At 66.8% G+C, this 17,317-nt stretch carries 14 protein-coding genes and 1 pseudogene; 6 read left to right on the plus strand and 9 right to left on the minus strand.

Features of this window, described 5'->3' with window-relative positions; all coding sequences use genetic code 11:
* Positions 1 to 69 precede the first annotated feature (69 nt).
* Entirely contained in the window at positions 70 to 1,275 is a 1,206-nt protein-coding gene (gene glgA, locus ACTJK0_RS07625) for a glycogen synthase (RefSeq protein ID WP_110543033.1), read from the minus strand.
* 102 nt (positions 1,276 to 1,377) lie between these two features.
* Here glgA and glgC point away from each other — a divergent pair.
* The 3 genes and pseudogenes from glgC to ACTJK0_RS07640 all read left to right on the plus strand — a co-directional run bounded on the left by glgC (position 1,378) and on the right by ACTJK0_RS07640 (position 4,812).
* Positions 1,378 to 2,782, plus strand: a pseudogene (gene glgC, locus ACTJK0_RS07630) (glucose-1-phosphate adenylyltransferase).
* Between the two features lie 89 nt (positions 2,783 to 2,871).
* Positions 2,872 to 4,323 carry an SDR family NAD(P)-dependent oxidoreductase gene (locus ACTJK0_RS07635; protein WP_440744778.1) on the plus strand — a complete coding sequence of 484 codons (1,452 nt, stop codon included), beginning with the start codon at positions 2,872 to 2,874 and terminating at the stop codon, positions 4,321 to 4,323.
* A gap of 18 nt (positions 4,324 to 4,341) precedes the next feature.
* Positions 4,342 to 4,812, plus strand: coding sequence for a pyridoxamine 5'-phosphate oxidase family protein (locus ACTJK0_RS07640; RefSeq protein WP_110543036.1), 471 nt, complete (start codon positions 4,342 to 4,344; stop codon positions 4,810 to 4,812).
* A 3-nt stretch (positions 4,813 to 4,815) separates the two neighbouring features.
* Here ACTJK0_RS07640 and ACTJK0_RS07645 read toward each other — a convergent pair whose 3' ends face one another.
* The 3 genes from ACTJK0_RS07645 to ACTJK0_RS07655 all read right to left on the minus strand — a co-directional run bounded on the left by ACTJK0_RS07645 (position 4,816) and on the right by ACTJK0_RS07655 (position 8,216).
* A complete protein-coding gene (locus ACTJK0_RS07645; protein ID WP_440744779.1) occupies positions 4,816 to 5,667 on the minus strand; it encodes a transglutaminase family protein in 852 nt (283 codons plus the stop codon).
* On the minus strand, positions 5,664 to 6,590 hold the full coding sequence (locus tag ACTJK0_RS07650; protein ID WP_043455889.1) for an alpha-E domain-containing protein: 927 nt from the start codon (positions 6,588 to 6,590) through the stop codon (positions 5,664 to 5,666). The genes ACTJK0_RS07645 and ACTJK0_RS07650 overlap by 4 nt, the downstream gene beginning before the upstream one ends.
* A 69-nt stretch (positions 6,591 to 6,659) precedes the next feature.
* Positions 6,660 to 8,216, minus strand: coding sequence for a circularly permuted type 2 ATP-grasp protein (locus ACTJK0_RS07655; protein ID WP_110543038.1), 1,557 nt, complete (start codon positions 8,214 to 8,216; stop codon positions 6,660 to 6,662).
* A 113-nt stretch (positions 8,217 to 8,329) separates the two neighbouring features.
* On the opposite strand from ACTJK0_RS07655, the gene ACTJK0_RS07660 reads away from it, so the two are divergent.
* Both ACTJK0_RS07660 and pepN read left to right on the plus strand, forming a co-directional pair.
* On the plus strand, positions 8,330 to 9,388 hold the full coding sequence (locus ACTJK0_RS07660; protein WP_440744780.1) for a YeiH family protein: 1,059 nt from the start codon (positions 8,330 to 8,332) through the stop codon (positions 9,386 to 9,388).
* Positions 9,389 to 9,421: 33 nt separating this feature from the next.
* A complete protein-coding gene (gene pepN, locus ACTJK0_RS07665) occupies positions 9,422 to 12,061 on the plus strand; it encodes an aminopeptidase N (RefSeq protein WP_440744781.1) in 2,640 nt (879 codons plus the stop codon).
* 137 nt (positions 12,062 to 12,198) lie between these two features.
* Here the strand turns inward: pepN and ACTJK0_RS07670 are convergent, their stop codons facing one another.
* From ACTJK0_RS07670 to ACTJK0_RS07690, 5 genes are all read right to left on the minus strand, one after another.
* The gene (locus ACTJK0_RS07670) at positions 12,199 to 13,293 is read right to left on the minus strand and encodes a lipoate--protein ligase family protein (RefSeq protein ID WP_440744782.1); all 1,095 of its coding nucleotides are present in this window, start codon (positions 13,291 to 13,293) and stop codon (positions 12,199 to 12,201) included.
* A gap of 99 nt (positions 13,294 to 13,392) precedes the next feature.
* Positions 13,393 to 13,650, minus strand: a complete 258-nt coding sequence (locus ACTJK0_RS07675; protein ID WP_018771158.1) for a type B 50S ribosomal protein L31 — start codon at positions 13,648 to 13,650, stop codon at positions 13,393 to 13,395.
* A 166-nt stretch (positions 13,651 to 13,816) separates the two neighbouring features.
* On the minus strand, positions 13,817 to 14,626 hold the full coding sequence (locus ACTJK0_RS07680) for a TrmH family RNA methyltransferase (RefSeq protein WP_110543042.1): 810 nt from the start codon (positions 14,624 to 14,626) through the stop codon (positions 13,817 to 13,819).
* A gap of 7 nt (positions 14,627 to 14,633) precedes the next feature.
* Entirely contained in the window at positions 14,634 to 15,419 is a 786-nt protein-coding gene (locus tag ACTJK0_RS07685; protein WP_110543043.1) for a sulfite exporter TauE/SafE family protein, read from the minus strand.
* Between the two features lie 21 nt (positions 15,420 to 15,440).
* On the minus strand, positions 15,441 to 16,226 hold the full coding sequence (locus tag ACTJK0_RS07690; RefSeq protein ID WP_110543044.1) for an ABC transporter ATP-binding protein: 786 nt from the start codon (positions 16,224 to 16,226) through the stop codon (positions 15,441 to 15,443).
* A 125-nt stretch (positions 16,227 to 16,351) separates the two neighbouring features.
* On the opposite strand from ACTJK0_RS07690, the gene serB reads away from it, so the two are divergent.
* Positions 16,352 to 17,245 carry a phosphoserine phosphatase SerB gene (serB, locus tag ACTJK0_RS07695; protein ID WP_110543045.1) on the plus strand — a complete coding sequence of 298 codons (894 nt, stop codon included), beginning with the start codon at positions 16,352 to 16,354 and terminating at the stop codon, positions 17,243 to 17,245.
* Positions 17,246 to 17,317 lie beyond the last annotated feature (72 nt).

The raw sequence follows: 17,317 nt of genomic DNA on the forward strand, positions 1-17,317 counted from the left end.
CCGTCGTGGTTGTACTTGTCCAACACCCCGGACGCTCGAGAGCGGCAGTTCGGTCAGTGGGCAGTTCGGTCAGCGGGCGGCCGGCAGCACCGAACGGTACACCTCAAGGGTGGTTTCGGTGATCGACTCCCAGGAAAAGTGCTTCTCGGCGCGCTCGCGGCCGGCCTGTCCCATGGCGCGTGCGCGTTCGGGATCGGACACCACTTCGGTGAGGGCGGCGGCGAATTCCTTGACGAACTTTTCCGGGTCCAGGGGCGTACCGGTGCCGTCGGTGACCTGTTCCAGGTCCACCAGGAGTCCGGTGCGGCCATGGTCCACTACCTCGGGAATGCCGCCCGTGGCGCTGGCCACCACCGCAGCGCCGCAGGCCATGGCCTCCAGGTTGACGATGCCGAGCGGTTCGTAGATGGAGGGGCAGGCAAACGCGGTGGCGTGGCTGAGGACCTGGATCAGTTCATGGCGCGGCAGCATCCGCTCGATGAGCACCACGCCCGTGCGCTGCTTCTGGAGGTCCTCGATCAACGCCGCTGTTTCGGCAGCCAATTCCGGGGTGTCCGCGGCGCCGAGGCACAGCACCAGCTGGACGTCGGCGGGAAGTTTTGCCGCTGCCCGCAAAAGGTACGGAACGCCCTTCTGGCGTGTGTTTCTGCCCACAAAGACGACGCTTGGCTTGGTGGGGTCGATCCCCAGGGCTCGGACGGCGTCGTCATTCTCATCACGCTGCCAAAGCTCCACGTCGATGCCGTTGTGGACCACGCGGACCTTTGCGGGATCCACATTGGGATAGCTGCGCAGGATGTCCTGGCGCATGCCTTCGGACACGGCGATGATCGCCGCGGCCGCTTCGTAGGCCGTCTTCTCCACCCAGGAGGAAAGTGCGTAACCGCCGCCCAGCTGTTCAGCCTTCCACGGCCGCAGCGGCTCCAGGCTGTGGGCGCTCAGAACGTGCGGAATTCCGTGCAGCAGGGAGGCCAAATGGCCGGCCATGTTGGCGTACCAGGTGTGCGAATGGACAACGTCAGCGCCCTGCACGTCCGGCACAATGCGCAGGTCCACACCCAGCGTCTGCACAGCGGCATTGGCCCCGCCCAGGTCCTCCGGGACCTGGTAGGACGTCACCGTCGCGCCATGATAATCGGCATCGCGGGGAGCACCAAAAGCACGAACCTGCAGGTCAACGTGCTTACTAAGCACCCTGCTCAATTCGGCCACATGCACCCCGGCGCCACCGTAGATCTCCGGCGGGAACTCTTTAGTCACAATGTCTATTCGCACAAGACCCAAGGTAGTCCTTCACGCATAACTGTTCTAGTGTGAAGGGGTCCGGGCGTACCGGACTGTCTTGGGGAGTTACGAAGGCGTACAGGAGCGACCATCATGCCGTTAACGAAAAAAGTCCTGGCCATTGTCCTCGCAGGTGGCGAGGGAAACAGACTGATGCCACTGACGGCAGACCGGGCCAAGCCCGCCGTGCCCTTCGCCGGCAGCTACCGCCTTATCGACTTCGCGCTGTCCAACCTGGTGAATTCCCGCTACCTGCAGATCGTGGTGCTGACCCAGTACAAGTCGCACAGCCTCGACCGGCACATCTCCGAGACGTGGCGGATGTCCACCCAGTTGGGTAACTACATCGCTTCGGTGCCGGCGCAGCAGCGCGTGGGCAAGAGCTGGTTCCTGGGCAGCGCCAACGCCATCTACCAGTCCCTGAACCTCATCCACGACGCCAACCCGGACATTGTGGTGGTGGNCCGACCACGTCTACCGCATGGACTTTGCCCAGATGGTGGCCCAGCACGTGAACAGCGGTGCGAAGGCCACGGTGGCGGCCGTCCGGCAGCCGCTGCACATGGCCGACCAGTTCGGTGTCATTGAGGTGGACCAGAACGATCCGCAGAAGATTGCCGCGTTCGTGGAGAAGCCGTCCTCCACGCCCGGCCTGGCCGCTGATCCGTCCCAGTTCCTTGCCTCCATGGGCAACTACGTCTTCGACGCCGACGCCCTCGTGGACGCGCTGCACGTTGACGCCGAGCGACTGGACACCAAGCACGATATGGGCGGGGACATCATTCCCTACTTCGTGAACCGCGGCGAGGCCGGGGTCTACGACTTCACCCTCAACGACATCCCCGGCTCCACCGAGCGCGACCGCACCTACTGGCGCGATGTGGGCACCATCGATTCGTTCTATGACGCCCACATGGACCTCATCTCCCCGCTGCCGGTCTTCAACCTGTACAACTCCGAGTGGCCCATCTACACCCGGCAGAGCATTTCCCCGCCGGCCAAGTTCGTCCGCGGCCAGAACAACACCGTGGGCGCGGCCCTGGACTCGATCGTCTCCAGCGGTGTGGTGATCTCCGGCGGCGTGGTGGAGGGCTCCGTGCTGTCCAATGACGTCTACGTGGCCACCAGCGGCCGGGTTATTGACTCCGTCCTGATGGACAAGGTGCAGGTGGGTGAAGGAGCGGTGATCAACCGGGCCATCCTGGACAAGAACGTCAAGGTACCCGCCGGTGCGGCCATCGGACTGGACCCGGACCTGGACCGTGCCCGCGGGTTCAAGGTCACCGAATCCGGCATCACCGTCCTCGCCAAGGGCCAGCTAGTCCCGGAACCCGGTGACGAGGAACGGCAGCTGGCCGCAAAGCACCTGAGCCTGCTGCCCAGCGGCGTGAAGGCGGCCGCCGAACAGTACCCGGACGTGCGGGACACCGTGGACAAGGTGGCGGGCACCCACGCCGCCGCGGCAGCTGAAGCCACGCCCGGAGCGCGGGTTTTCTAACCCCGGCGAAATCCTTCCCAAGGCATCCCGCAGGCCGGGTCACCACTGGTGGTGACCCGGCCTGCGGCGTACGCTGTAAAATTTTCCCAATGAGCTCCCCCCATCTGACCCCTGAGGACATCCAGGCCTGCCTCAAGGTCCTGAACACCATCCACGCCTACGACGAGGAGCACCCGGACTACGTCTCGGTGCGCCGAGCCACCGGGAAGATGTTCAAAGCCGTCAAGCGCCACCGCCGGGTCACCAAGCGCGATTCGATCGCAGAGGCCGACCGCGCCGTCATCGCCCAGACGGCCACCGCGGCGCCGGACCGGATCGATGACGAAACCCGGGGCAACAAGCTGGCGCCGTCCGCCACGGGCAAGGTCGCAGGGCACCTCATCCGGTCCCGGCCCTGTTACATCTGCAAGCAGCACTACACCCAGGTGGACGCTTTCTACCACCAGCTCTGTCCCGAGTGCGCGGCTTTCAGCCACAGCAAGCGTGACGCCCGCACGGACCTGACCGGCCGGCGGGCACTGCTCACCGGCGGCCGGGCCAAGATCGGGATGTATATTGCGCTCCGGCTGCTGCGCGACGGTGCACACACCACCATCACCACCCGCTTCCCCAAGGACGCCGCCCGCCGCTTCGCCGCAATGGAGGACAGCGGCGAGTGGCTGCACCGGCTCCGGATCGTCGGCATCGACCTGCGCGATCCCGCGCAGGTGATGGCTTTGACGGACTCGCTTAACGACGCCGGGCCGCTGGACATTATCATCAACAATGCTGCCCAGACTGTCCGGCGCTCCGGCAACGCGTACAAGCCGCTGGTGGACGCCGAGGACGAACCGCTGCCCGCAGCACTGGAGCAGGCGAACGGCGGCCCCGAGCTGCTGACCTTCGGCCATGCCCACGACAAGCACCCGCTGGCACTCGCCGGCAGCGTCACGGAGCACCCTGTCCTGGCCGGGGATGCCATCACATCCCTCGCCCTGTCGACCGGATCCGCCTCTCTGGAACGGATCGCCTCGGGAACGGCAATCGACGCCGGCGGCCTGGTTCCGGATGTCGCCACCATCAACAGCTGGACCCAGGTGGTGGACGAAGTGGATCCGCTGGAGATGCTGGAGGTCCAGCTGTGCAACGTCACGGCGCCCTTCCTGCTGGTCAGCCGGCTGCGTGGTGCCATGCAACGTTCTATGGCGCGGCGGAAGTACATCGTGAACGTCTCGGCGATGGAAGGCCAGTTCTCCCGCGCCTATAAGGGGCCGGGGCATCCGCACACCAACATGGCCAAGGCGGCCCTGAACATGATGACGCGCACCAGTGCCCAGGAAATGCTGGACACGGACGGCATCCTGATGACGGCCGTGGACACGGGCTGGATCACGGACGAACGCCCGCATTTCACCAAAGTCCGGCTCATGGAGGAAGGCTTCCACGCTCCCCTGGACCTGGTGGACGGCGCGGCCCGGGTCTACGACCCCATCGTTATGGGCGAACAGGGTGAGGACCAGTACGGTGTCTTCCTGAAGGATTACAAGCCCAGTCCCTGGTGAAGGGCGTATGCTCACGGCATGAGCAACGAGTCATCTCCGCAGGTGGAGAACCTGGAACACCACGAATGCTGGGCTTTGCTGAGGACTGTCTCCGTGGGCAGGCTAGCCGTGCTGGCGGACGGGCGCCCGGATATCTTTCCGGTCAACTACACGGTGGACGGCGGCACCGTGGTCTTCCGCACAGGCCAGGGCACCAAACTCTCCGCGGCCACTGGTGAGGACGCCGCCGTCGCCGTGGAGGCCGACGGCGTGGACCCTGACACGGGACTGGCGTGGAGCGTGGTGATCAAGGGCACCGCCGCCCTGGTCAAGAGCACCGAGGACGTGCTGGAAACCTCGCGCCTGTACCTTTTCCCGTGGCAGTCCGGGCGGAAGGATGCGTTTGTCCGCATCACACCGGACTCGATCACGGGCCGGCGCTTCAAGGTCACCGACCCCATGACCTGGTGGACCCAGATCAGCAGCTCGGCCAGGACCGCCCCGGAATAAGCCTCAGGCGAGCTGGGTGATCTCGACGCTGACGTTCAGCGCCGACCCGCCGCCACCGGACAGGATGCCCTTCAGTGGCGACACGTCGCGGTAGTCCCTGCCCCTGGCCACCGTGACGTGGAAGTCGCCGGCCGGCTTATGGTTGGTGGGATCCCAGCTCCGCCACTCGCCGTCCCACCACTCGAGCCACGCATGCGACTGCCCCGCCACGGTCTCGCCGATGCCCGCGCTGGAGCGCGGGTGCAGGTAGCCGGAAACGTAGCGCGCCGGGATACCGCAGCTGCGCAGCGCGCCGATGGCCAGGTGGGCCAGGTCCTGGCACACACCCTGGCGCTGGGACCAGGCTTCTTCGGCGTTGGTGGTGACGGCGGTGGAGCCGGACATGTAGGTCATCTCGCCGCGCATCCACGCGAAGACTGCCATGGCTGCCTCGTGCGGGTTCTTTCCGGCCACCACGCCAGGAATGATGTCCAGGACTTCGCCGCCCGGGCCGCTGAGCCGGGACTGCGGCAACCAGTCGCTGAAGGCGTCGAGCGTCTCCGGGGACCGCAGGACGTCCCAGCCCACGATGTCGGCTTCCGCGGGGATCTTCCCGGCGCGGTGCACCTCCACCGTGATGTTGGAGACCACCTCGAGGTTCTCGTGCGGCATCTGCATGTCGAAGGCCGTGACCCTGGTCCCCCAGTAGTCGCGGTAGGTGCTGACTGCTGCCTGCGACGGTGACACCTTCACTACCGATTCCAGGACCACCTGCTGCGAGTCCGTCAGCGGTGTCATCCGGGCCTCGTTGTAGGACAGGGTCACGCGCTTGTTGTATTTGTAGGCAGTCCTGTGGACGATGCTCAGCCGGGTCATGACAGCTCTCCCACCCAGGCAAGTTCGTCCGCCTGATTGAAGTACTTACGGGAAATGGCGTCCGAGGCCTGGGAAACGGCCTTCTGCACCCGCTCCATGTGCTCGGGCAGTTCGGACATGAGGTCGTCCGTCCTGTGGAACTCGAGGAAGGTCCGGGCCTGCCCCACAATGCGGCGGGCGTCGTTGATGAATCCCACCCGCTGGGCCGAGGGGTCCAGCTTGGCCAGGCATTCGTCGGCGTCCCGCAGTGCGTAAACGATCGAGCGCGGAAAGAGGCGGTCCAGCAGCAGGAATTCGGCTGCGTGCTGGTCGCCGAACGCGGCGCGGCGGGTGCGGAGGAATGACTCGTAGGCGCCGGCGCACCGCAGCATGTTCACCCAGGACATGCCGGCGGAGAGCACGTCGCGGGTGGACAGCATGCGGGCGGTCATGTCGGCGCGCTCAAGGGAACGGCCCAGGACCAGGAACAGCCAGCTTTCGTCATGGCTCACCGTGGTGTCGGCGAGGCCGCTGACCATGGCGGTGCGTTCCAGGGTCCAGTTGCAGAAGCGGTAGGTCCCCACCACGTCCTTGCGGTGCTGGCTCAGCCCGTAGTACGTGGTGTTCAGGCTCTCCCACAGTCCGGAGGACACAGTTTCGCGGGCCCGGCGGGCATTTTCCCGGGCGGCGCCCAGGGAGCCAGCGATCGACGTGGCGCTGGTCTTGTCGTAGGCCAGGGCATGGAGGAGTTCGGGCAGGCCGAAGTCCTCGCTCTGCGGCCTGGCGCCCATGACGGCCAGGAGCTCCTGGGCCACACTCTTGCGCTCCTCCATGGGGAGGTGGTTCAGGCGTTCCAGGTGCACGTCGAGGATGCGGGCAGTGCCGTCCGCCCGCTCCACATAGCGGCCGATCCAGAACAGGGACTCGGCAATTCGGCTAAGCATTCGCGGCTACCTCCTGCGCGACCGGGACGTTGTCAAAAAAATGCACGACGGCGGCCACAAGTGTCCGGGTCACTGCTGCTGCTCCGACTGACGGTCACGCCAGTTGCTTTCCACCGGCCACACGGAAACCCGTTCACGGACCGTGACGGACTGGCGGGGAACGGTTTCCACCGGCATCTGGGGCGAATTGGCCAGGACCCAGGTGTCCTTGGAGCCGCCGCCCTGGCTGGAGTTGACGATCAGGGACCCTTCCTTCAGCGCCACACGCGTCAGGCCGCCCGGGAGCACCCAGACGTTGTCGCCGTCGTTAACTGCAAAAGGCCGAAGGTCCACGTGCCGGGGACCAAACTTGTCACCCCCCAGCGTGGGGACGGTGGAGAGCTGCAGCACCGGCTGGGCGATCCAGCCACGGGGATCGGCGATGATCCGCTGCCGGAGGGCGTCCAGTTCGTCACTGGACGCGTCCGGGCCGATCACCAGGCCCTTGCCGCCGGAACCATCCACCGGTTTGACCACCAGGTCCGCGAGGTTGTCCAGGGTATATTCCCGGGCTTCCTTCTCCTCGAGTCGGAAGGTGTCCACGTTGGCGATGATGGGCTCCTCGCTGAGGTAGTAGCGGATCAGGTCAGGGACGTAACTGTAAACCAGTTTGTCGTCCGCTACGCCATTGCCCACGGCATTGGCGATGGTGACGCCGCCGGCGCGGGCAGCGTTGACCAGGCCGGGGCAGCCGAGCATGGAATCGGACCGGAACTGCAGCGGGTCCAGGAAGTCGTCATCGATGCGCTTGTAGATCACGTCCACGCGCTGCTCGCCGGCCGTGGTGCGCATGTAGACGCGGTTTCCGCGGCAGATCAGGTCGCGGCCCTCCACCAGCTCAACGCCCATGAGGCCGGCCAGCAGGGTGTGCTCGAAGTAGGCGCTGTTGAACACGCCCGGGGTCAGGACGACCACGGTGGGATCGTCGACGCCGGCAGGTGCGGTTTTGCGCAGGGCCGACAGCAACCGGCGTGGGTATTCCTCCACGGGCCGGATGAGCTGCTGGCCGAAGGCCTCCGGCAGGCCCTTGGCCATGGCGCGCCGGTTTTCCAGGACGTAGCTGACGCCGGACGGTACCCGGACGTTGTCTTCCAGGACCCGGAAGGTCCCGGCGGCGTCGCGGACGACGTCGATGCCCGAGATATGCACCCGGACCCCGCCTGCCGGCTCGAAGCCGTGGACCTGGCGGTGGAAGTGGGCACTGGTGGTCACCAGCTGGCGCGGGATCACGCCATCGGACACCACGGTCATCTTGTCGTACACGTCGTTGAGGAAGGCTTCCAGGGCGCGTACCCGCTGCGCCACGCCGCTCTCCAGCACATCCCACTCCGCCGCGGGAATGACCCGGGGGACAATATCGAGCGGGAAGGGCCGCTCCTCGCCTGCGTAGTCGAACGTCACGCCGCGGTCCAGGAATGTGCGCGCCATCGAGTCAGCACGGGCACTGACGTCCGCCAGCGAAAGCTTCCGGAGCGCCTCCGCCACCTGCCCGTACGACTCCCTGGCCTGTTGCCCGGGGGCAAACATCTCGTCGTAGGCCCCGGTGCGGCCCGCGGCCTCGGAGTAATCCTGGAATAGGTCTGACATGTCCAATAGCCAACCATCTTTTTGTTTCGAATTCATTACTGCCATCCATTCTGGCGTGTTGGCGCCAATGGCCCGGTTCGTACTTTACGGGCACCGTCGGGCACAGTAGGTGAGTGCCAGTCAGCAACAGCCTCCCAACGCCGGGCCACGGCAGTTCCCGCCATGGGCCGGCCCGGCTGGTCCCGGGCCTGGTGACTGCCGCAGTTGCAGTGGCGGCGGCGTTCCTGGTGCACGGGCTGCTGCCCGCCCTGCCCGCCATGACCATGGCCGTGGTCCTGGGAGTCCTCGCCGCCAACCTGCCGGGAGCGGCCGGCTGGACCGGGGGCCGGGCCAGGCCGGGCCTGGACGTCGCGGGCAAGCACCTGATGCGCGGCGGGATTGTGCTCCTGGGCCTGAAGGTGGGCATCGGGGACGTCCTGGCCCTTGGCTGGCTGGCGCTGGTCCTGATCGTGGCCGTGGTGGCGGCAAGTTTCGGCGGCACCTACGCCATTGCACGACTGTTCCGGCTGCCGCCGGTGACCTCGCTGCTGGTGGCCACGGGATTCTCCATCTGTGGTGCATCCGCCATCGGTGCCGTCGCCGCCGTCCGCCGCATCCGGCATGCCGACACCGTCCTGCCCGTGGCCCTGGTGACCCTTTGCGGGACGCTGGCCATCGGCGTCCTGCCCCTGCTCTCGCACCCACTGGGCCTGAGCGCCCCGGTCTTCGGGGCCTGGACCGGAGCGTCGGTGCACGACGTCGGCCAGGTGGTGGCCACGGCGCAGACCGCCGGAACCGCTGCCCTGGCGATCGCCGTCGTCGTCAAGCTCACCCGCGTGCTGCTGCTGGCGCCCGTCGCCGCCTTGGCGGGGATCCACCACCGCCGGGGCGTCCGCGCCCTTGGCGCCGCGGACGGCACCTCATCGAAGATGCCGCCGGTGGTGCCGCTGTTCGTCGTCGGGTTCGTGGCCATGGTGGCGCTGCGCTCCACCGGCTGGCTGGCCCCCGGCTGGCTTGACGCCGGCGCCATGGCGCAGGATATCCTCCTGGGCGCGGCGCTGTTCGGGCTGGGCTCGGCGGTCCGCATCCGGACGCTGCTCCACACCGGGGGTCAGGCTGTGCTTGCCGCCCTGGCCGCGTGGCTCCTGATAGCCGTGCTGGGCCTAGGGGCCGCCTTCCTGATTGTGCGCTGAACCGATGAAACAGCGCCGTGATTAGATAGCCGGGTGTCACATGAGAATCTGCAGCGCCGCGAAGCCGCCGAACGTTCAGCCCTGATCAGCACCACCAGCTACGACGTCTCCCTGGATGTGCGCCAGGCCGCCGATCCTGCCGTCCCCGGCTACACGAGCCGCAGCGTCATCACCTTTACGGCCGAACCCGGTGCCAGCACGTTCCTGGATTTCATTGCCGGGGATGTCCACAGCGTGTTCCTCAACGGCCGGGGCCTGCCCGTGGAGGACGTGGTGGACGGTGCACGCATCCGGCTGGACAACCTGCGGGCCGAAAACCAGGTCACCGTCACCGGTACGGCCTTGTACAGCCGGTCGGGCGAAGGCATGCACCGGTTCGTGGATCCCGCGGACGGGCAGTGCTACCTGTACACGCAATACGAACCGGCCGACGCCCGCCGGGTGTTCGCCAACTTCGAACAGCCGGACCTCAAGGCCACCTACACATTCCATGTCATGGCCCCCGCCGGGTGGCAGGTGGCCTCCAATGGGGCCGAGGTGAACCGCACGCTGCTGACCAGCGACCCTGCCACGGCATGCTGGGACTTCGCCACCACGCTGCCGATGTCTACCTACATCACCACCATCCTGGCCGGGCCCTATTTCAAGGCCGAGGACCGTTGGGAGGGCACGCTCGACGACGGAGCCCGGCTGGACGTGCCGCTGGCCCTGTACTGCCGGGCATCCATGGCGGAATCCTTCGACACGGAAGAACTGTTCCGCCTCACCAAGCGGGGCCTGGACTTCTTCAACCGGCTCTTCGACTTTCCGTATCCGTGGGGCAAGTACGACCAGGCGTTCGTCCCCGAATACAACCTTGGTGCCATGGAGAACCCCGGGCTGGTCACGTTCACCGAAAGCTACGTGTTCACCTCCCGTGCCACCGACGCGCAGTACCAGGGGCGGGCCAACACCCTGATGCACGAGATGGCCCACATGTGGTTCGGCGACCTGGTGACCATGCAGTGGTGGGATGACCTGTGGCTGAAGGAATCATTTGCCGACTACATGGGAACGCTCGCCGTCGACCGGGCCACGGACTGGGACACCGCCTGGGTCAACTTCGCCAACAAGCGCAAAGCCTGGGCATATCTCCAGGACCAGCTGCCCACGACGCATCCCATCGTGGCGGATATCCCGGACCTTGAGGCGGCAAAACAGAACTTCGACGGCATCACCTACGCCAAAGGCGCTTCGGTGCTGAAGCAGCTGGTGGCGTACGTGGGCTTTGACGCCTTCGTCGCCGGCTCCCGGGAGTACTTCCGGACGCACGCCTACGGAAACACGACGCTCGAAGACCTCCTGGCGGCCCTGGGGGCGGCCTCGGGCCGCGACCTGTCCGGCTGGGCCAGGCAGTGGCTGCAGACCTCGGGGATTTCCACGCTTTCCGTGGACATTGCGCCCGGGGGCACAGCAACGGACGACGACGGCGTCCCGGGGCAGGTGGTGATCGTCCAGGAAGCGGTGGACCCCGTCACGGGACGGGAGGAGCTGCGCCCGCACCGCCTCCGCGTCGGTTCCTACGACTTTGACGCTTCCGGTGCGCTGGTGCGGACCGCGGGCCTGGAAACCGATGTGGCCGGTGCCCGGACTGAACTCCCCCAGCTTGCCGGCCGGCCGCGGCCCGCGCTCCTGCTGGTCAACGATGACGACCTGACCTACGCCAAGGTGCGGCTGGATCCGGTGTCAGAAGCTACCGTACGTGCCTCGCTGGACCGCATCACCGATCCCATGGCGCGTGCCCTGTGCTGGACGGCACTGTGGAACTCCGCCCGCGACGGCGAAAGCCCTGCCGCGCAGTACGTCGACGCCGTGGCCGCCTTCGCACCGGCGGAGACCGGCATCGGTGTCCTGCTGAACATCCTGGACAACGCCGCCACCGCCATTGAGCGTTACACCCCCGCAGCCGCCAGGAACACCGTGCGGTCAACCTTCATGTCTGCTGCCGCCGCAGAACTGGGCCGGGCCGCCCCGGGATCGGACGCGCAGCTTGCCTGGGCCCGCACCCTTGCCGCCCTGGGCAGGCACGACAGCGCCGCGCTCCCCCGGCTCCGAGGCCTGCTCGACGGCACGGCGCCGGTGGCAGGCCTGGCCGTGGACGCCGACCTGCGCTGGCAGCTGTGGCACGCACTGGCCGCCAACGGCCAGGCGACCGCCGCCGAGCTTGATGCCGAACTGGCGCGGGACACCACCGCGTCGGGCCGGGCCGGCCATGCCACGGCGATGGCCGCCCGGCCGGAGGCTGCCGTCAAGGATGCAGCGTGGAACGCGGCGGTGCACGGTAATGAACTGTCCAACCAGCTCCTCACGGCCACCATCAGCGGCTTCACCACCGCGCCGCCGGAACTGCTGGCCCCCTACGTGGAGCCATATTTCGAGTGCCTCCAGGGCGTCTGGGATGGGCGCAGCATCGAGATCGCCAGCCGGATTGTCCGCGGCCTTTATCCCGCCGCTCAGGACCTGGCGGACGGCATGCGGCCGGAAGGCCACCCTGTGGTCCGGCGCACCGATGCCTGGCTGGCCGCCAACCCGGACGCACCGCACGCACTCCGCCGGATCATCGTGGAGCAGCGCAGCCACCTGCTGCGGGCACTCACGGCGCAGGCCGCCGTCGTTCCCCAACCGGCCCCCTAACCTCGCTGCGCTCGGCCAGGGAACCCTGCGGTCGTGGGCCCACCACTCATCGGTTGCTCCGTAACTGTCGTTTTCCCTGCCCAAAACGACAGTTACGGAGCAATCGACGGGTCTGGGGAACCCGGTAAGGCATGGTTTTACGGAACCCGGTAGAGCCATTCCTCGGTGCCGAACTTGGCCGCCACCCGGTCCTCTGCCGCGGCGAGTTCATGGCCGGCCAAGGTGGACGGCGTAGCACCGTACCGTTCGCTGAAAACGTCCATCATGGCCTCGATGATCGCCGTCCGGGCCAGCCCGGTCTGGCGGCGCAGCGGATCCACCCGCTTCTTGGCGCTGCGGGTGCCCTTGTCGGACAGCTTTTCCTTGCCGATCCGCAGGACCTCCACCATCTTGTCGGCGTCGATGTCGTAACTCATGGTGACGTGGTGGAGCATGCCGCCGTTGGCCAGGCGCTTCTGCGCTGCGCCGCCGATCTTTCCCTGGTCCGTGGCAATGTCGTTCAGCGGGATGTAAAAGGCATTGATGCCGAGGCGTTCCAGCGCCGCCATGACCCACGCGTCCAGGAAGGGGTAGGAGTCGGCGAAGCTCAGCCCGTCCACCAGGGTCTGCGGCAGGTAGAGCGAGTACGTGATGCAGTTGCCGGCTTCCATGAACATCGCTCCCCCACCGCTGATGCGCCGGACCACATTGATGCCGTGCCGTGCGACGCCGCCGGGGTCCACCTCGTTCTGCACGGACTGGAAGCTGCCGATGACCACGGACGGCTCCTGCCAGTCCCAGAACCGCAGGGTGGGGGTACGCTCCCCGGCGCCGACGGCCTCGGTCAGCACCTCGTCGAGGGCGACGTTGATCTGGGTGGGCAGCACCGTGGGTGCGATGATGTTCCACTCGTGGTCGCCCCACGACGTTGCCTTGGCCAGCGCGCGGCGGACGGTCACCGCCACGGCGTCGGCAGAGAAGCCGAACAGGACAGCACCGGCGGGCAGGGCGGCGGTGACGGCACTGGCAAGGTCGGCGGCAGGCGTGGAGTCCGGCAACCCGGTGAGCGCCCGGTTGATGTCCTCCAGGGCCTCGTCCGGCTCAAGGAAGAAGTCGCCGCTGACGGATACGTCGGCCAGAGCCCCGTCCACCACCGAGACGTCCACCACCACCAGTTTGCCGCCGGGAACCTTGTACTCGCCGTGCAGGCGCTGGCCGGTGGTGTGGTTGGCAGGAATGGATGAATCGGTCATACGTCCCATCCTGCCCCAGAAATCCGGGAGCCCGTTAACGCGGAAAAGCCCGCACCGTGACCGGTGCGGGCTTTCTGCAACAAGCTTGGGCGAAGGGAATTACTTCTTGCCGCCGAAGCCCTTGAAGCGAGCGTTGAAGCGCTCGACGCGGCCAGCAGAGTCCATGATGCGCTGCTTGCCCGTGTAGAACGGGTGGGACTCGGAAGAGATTTCGACGTCGATGACCGGGTAGGTGTTCCCGTCTTCCCACTCGATGGTCTTGTTGGAAGACACGGTGGAGCGGGTCAGGAACTTGGTGCCGGAGGCCAGGTCGTTGAAGACAACAGCTTCGTACTTCGGGTGGGTATCAGACTTCATAATTGGACCTTTGTTCGCGCAGCTGGATTTTGCCAGTTGCCAGGTATGAATGGGATGGCTGGCCGCTGTCGCATCAGCCGAAGCTGAAAAAGCAGGACAACCAGCTATCCATCATAGCCGATGCGGAGTGGCCTGACGAACGGGCGCTCCACCCGGCGGAGGACGCTCAGGCCCGGGCGCGCAGCTCCCAGAACGCCACAGCCGAGGCCGCCGCCACATTGAGCGAATCCACGCCGTTGCGCATGGGGATCTTCACGGCGAGGTCGACGGCGGCGAGGGTCTCCGCGCTCATGCCTGCGCCTTCGGTGCCAAGCACCAGGGCCAGCCTGTCCACGTTGCGCGAGGCGACGGCGTCGACATCCTCCGCGCCCGGCGTCAGCTCCAGTGCTGCCACGGTGAAGCCGTGGTCCTTGAGTACCTGGAGGTCTCCCGGCCAGTCCTGCAGGCGAGCCCACGGTACCTGGAACACCGTGCCCATGCTGACCCTGACACTGCGCCGGTACAGCGGGTCGCCGCAGCGGGGCGACACCAGGACAGCGTCGATGTCCAGGGCAGCCGCTGACCGGAAAATGGCGCCCACGTTGGTGTGGTCCACGATGTCTTCCAGCACGGCCACCCGGCGGGCCCCCGCCAGGATGTCCGGCAGCGGCACCGGTGCGGGGCGCTGCATGGCTGCCATGGCGCCGCGGTGCAGGTGGAAGCCCGTGATTTCCTCCAGGAGGGCTGCGGAACCGATGAAGGCAGGCACGTCCGGATACGCCTGGAAGACGTCCTCAAGGTCCGCCATCCACTTCTCGGCGAGGAAGAAAGAGCGCGGCCGGTGGCCTGCCGCCAGGGCGCGGCGAAGGACCCGGGAGGATTCTGCGATGTACATTCCCTCCGCCGGTTCGCGGAGTTTCCGCAGGTGCACGTCGGTCAGGGTGGTGTAGTCGCTGACGCGCGGATCGTCCGCGGATTCGAGGTAGTGGAAGGTCACCGGGTGATTATTTCAGCAGGTTGGCGATCATCACGACGAGGGCCACGATGCCCAGGCTGAAGATCACCGCGCGCAGCACCCGCGGCGAAAGCTTCCGGCCCACCTTCGAGCCCAGGAGCCCGCCGATGGTGGAACTGACCGCGATCAGCAGCACCACCAGCCAGTTGATCCGGTCGAAGGCGAAGAGCAGGTAGGAAATGGCGGCCACCATGTTCACGCCGAGGACCAGGATGTTCTTCATGGCGTTGGCGTTTTGGATGGTGCCGGTGAGGAACACCCCAAGGATGCCCACCAGCAGGATCCCCTGCGCAGCGACAAAATAGCCGCCGTACACGCCGGCCAGGTAGACCAGCACCAGCAGGAGGAGGCCGTGGCGCTTGTCCCGGACGGCGTGTTCGGGATTGGCCTCGCGGTTGCGCACCCAGTCCTGGAGCCGTGGCTGGAACACCACCATCAGCAGGGCCAGGACCAGCAGGACGGGCGCGACGTAGTGGAAGACCTTCTCGGGCAGGTGCAGCAGCAGCCAGGCCCCGGAGATGCCGCCCAGGACCGACGCCGGCAGCAGCCGCATGACCTGCCGCCCCCGGCCGGCGAGTTCCCGGCGGTAGCCGAAGGCCCCGGCGGCGGTACCGGCCACCAGGCCCATGGCGTTGCTCATGGAGGCAACGACCGGGGCTACGCCGAGCGTGATGAGCACGGGGAAAGTGACCAGGGTGCCCGAGCCGACTACCGCGTTGATGGTGCCGGCCCACAGACCGGCGATGAACACAATGATGCTGCTGAAGAGTTCCACGGCAGTTAGCGCAGGCCCGTACTAGCGGCGGGCAGTGGCGGTGTAGCGTCCCGCGTTTTCGGTGACCGCAAGCGGCAGGCCGAAGGTGGTGCTCAGGTGCTCTTCCGTCAGGACCCCCGTGATGGGGCCGGCCGCGACGACGCTGCCGTCGCGCAGGAGCATGGCATGCGTGAAGCCAGGCGGGACTTCCTCAAGGTGGTGCGTAACCAGCACCATGGCCGGCGCTGCCTCATCACGGGCCAGCTCGCCAAGCTTGTGGACCAGTTCCTCGCGGCCGCCCAGGTCCAGCCCGGCGCCCGGCTCATCCAGGAGCAGCAGTTCGGGGTCCGTCATGAGGGCCCGGGCGATCTGGACGCGCTTGCGCTCGCCTTCGGACAGCGTCGCGAACGTCCTGTTCAGCAGCGGGCCCATGCCCCAGTCGTTCAGGAGCCGGAAGGCGCGCCGTTCGTCGTCGCGCTCGTAGCCTTCACGCCAGCGGCCGGTGACGCCGTAGGCGGCGGTGACCACCACGTTGAGGACGTTCTCGTGCTCAGGAATCTGGGTGGCAAGGGCGGCCGAGGAAAGGCCGATGCGCGGCCGGAGTTCAAAGACGTCAACGCGGCCAAGGACTTCGTCGAGGATGCCCGCGGTGCCGCTGCTGGGGTGGAGGCGGGCTGCCGCGATCTGGAGGAGGGTGGTTTTGCCGGCGCCGTTGGGGCCAAGGATGACCCATCGTTCGCCTTCGTTGACCTGCCAGTCAACGTTGTCCAGCAGGGTCTTCTTGCCACGGACAACGCTGACGGAGTCCAGTTCCAGAACATCACTCATAGGAGTAGACACTAGGACAAAACGGAAGGTGACTGATAACCGGTGTGAAGGCTGCCTAACGGCCGGCGGCGGCGGGCGCGCAACGAATTCAAGCGACCCGACCACCGCTGACTAAGATTGCAGGCATGACTTCGAACGTGACTGCGGTCAGCTATGGCCTGAATGTGACCCCGACCGGGCTGGACCAGCTGCGTTCCACCCTTGCAGCGCATGGCGCCCAGGTGCTGTCCGAGTCCGCCTCCGGCGACGACCGGTACCAGGTCCGGGTCCTTGACCTGGCCCTGCAGGACGCAACCGCCGCAGGCCTGGCCGCGCTCCGTCGTGCAGTCGCGGAAGCGTCGGACCCGGGCTTTGATACCGCCCTGGTCCCGGCCGCGCTTCGGGCAGCATCCCGGAAGCTGCTCATCATGGATGTGGACTCCACCCTGATCCAGCAGGAGGTCATCGAGCTCCTGGCCGCCTATGCCGGGAAGCGGGAGGAAGTGGCCGCCGTTACGGAAGCAGCCATGCGGGGGGAACTGGATTTCGCCCAGAGCCTGCACGCCCGGGTGGCGGTGCTCGCGGGGCTGCCCGCCGACGTCGTCCATTCCGTCCGCAACGAAGTAAAGCTCAGTGAAGGGGCCGATGAGCTGGTAGCCGCCTTCAAGGCCGCAGGCCACACCGTGGCTGTTGTCTCCGGCGGCTTCAACCAGGTCCTTGAGCCGATCGCCGGGGACCTGGGCCTGGACTACTGGCAGGCCAACGAACTGGAAATCGTCGACGGCGTGCTGACCGGCAGGGTCCTCGGCGCCGTGGTGGACAGGGCCGCCAAGGAAAAGTACCTGCGGGAGTGGGCTGCAGCCGAGGGCATTGCGCTCGAGCACACCATTGCCGTGGGTGACGGCGCCAATGACCTGGACATGCTGGGCGCCGCGGGGATCGGGGTGGCGTTCAACGCCAAGCCGGCCGTCCGCGCCGTGGCCGATGCCGCCCTGAACATGCCGTACCTGGACGCGGTCCGCCACGTCGCCGGGGTATGACCCCCATAACGCCTTAAGCAAAGTGGCCCCCTCCGCCGGATTACCCGGCGAGGGGGCCCTCTGCGCGCTGCT

This window comes from Paenarthrobacter sp. 22069 (assembly GCF_052046035.1).
Lineage (GTDB): Bacteria > Actinomycetota > Actinomycetes > Actinomycetales > Micrococcaceae > Arthrobacter.

Excerpts from the sequence above, each read along its gene's own strand:
- ACTJK0_RS07635 (WP_440744778.1), top strand. The coding sequence starts at position 2,872 with ATGAGCTCCCCCCATCTGACCCCTGAGGACATCCAGGCCTGCCTCAAG.
- ACTJK0_RS07640 (WP_110543036.1), top strand. The coding sequence starts at position 4,342 with ATGAGCAACGAGTCATCTCCGCAGGTGGAGAACCTGGAACACCACGAA.
- ACTJK0_RS07645 (WP_440744779.1), bottom strand. The coding sequence starts at position 5,667 with ATGACCCGGCTGAGCATCGTCCACAGGACTGCCTACAAATACAACAAG.
- ACTJK0_RS07650 (WP_043455889.1), bottom strand. The coding sequence starts at position 6,590 with ATGCTTAGCCGAATTGCCGAGTCCCTGTTCTGGATCGGCCGCTATGTG.
- ACTJK0_RS07655 (WP_110543038.1), bottom strand. The coding sequence starts at position 8,216 with ATGTCAGACCTATTCCAGGATTACTCCGAGGCCGCGGGCCGCACCGGG.
- ACTJK0_RS07670 (WP_440744782.1), bottom strand. The coding sequence starts at position 13,293 with ATGACCGATTCATCCATTCCTGCCAACCACACCACCGGCCAGCGCCTG.
- ACTJK0_RS07675 (WP_018771158.1), bottom strand. The coding sequence starts at position 13,650 with ATGAAGTCTGATACCCACCCGAAGTACGAAGCTGTTGTCTTCAACGAC.
- ACTJK0_RS07690 (WP_110543044.1), bottom strand. The coding sequence starts at position 16,226 with ATGAGTGATGTTCTGGAACTGGACTCCGTCAGCGTTGTCCGTGGCAAG.
- serB (WP_110543045.1), top strand. The coding sequence starts at position 16,352 with ATGACTTCGAACGTGACTGCGGTCAGCTATGGCCTGAATGTGACCCCG.